This is a genomic window from Paenibacillus polysaccharolyticus (assembly GCF_023714295.1).
GTDB classification, from domain to species: Bacteria; Bacillota; Bacilli; order Paenibacillales; family Paenibacillaceae; genus Paenibacillus; species Paenibacillus polysaccharolyticus_A.
The window spans coordinates 1-413 of sequence record NZ_JAMAUN010000048.1; the positions used below are offsets into that span (position 1 = coordinate 1).

Below are 413 nucleotides of genomic sequence, written 5' to 3' on the forward strand. Positions count from 1 at the left end.
TGCCTATAAAGCCCACGGCGCACAGATGAACTATGCCATCGGGCTGGCCAGCCATGACTGGGTGCTGTGCATGGACAGCGACGAAATTCTTGATAATGACGTGGTGACGGCCATTCAGGCGCTAAAAGCGGGCGAGGAGCCGGACCCAACCTGCGCCTGGCGTTTGCCGCGCTACTGGTTTGTGCTCGGCACGCAGGTGCGGACGATCTACCCTATTTCTTCGCCGGATTACCCGGTGCGTCTCTTTAACCGCCAGCAGGCGCGGTTTAACGATCGGCCGGTGGATGACCAGGTGGTCGGACACGCGAGCTCCGTCAGGCTGCCGGGCTTCGTTCGCCACGATACCTTTTATTCGCTGCATGAAGTGTTTAATAAGCTGAACAGCTATACCACCCGGCTGGTGAAGTACCAGC

At 58.6% G+C, this 413-nt stretch carries 1 protein-coding gene; it reads left to right on the forward strand.

What is annotated here, in order from left to right; translation table 11 throughout:
• Window positions 1–413: hypothetical protein (locus M3629_RS28120; RefSeq protein WP_251512193.1), on the forward strand; the 413-nt coding region annotated here is incomplete at both ends.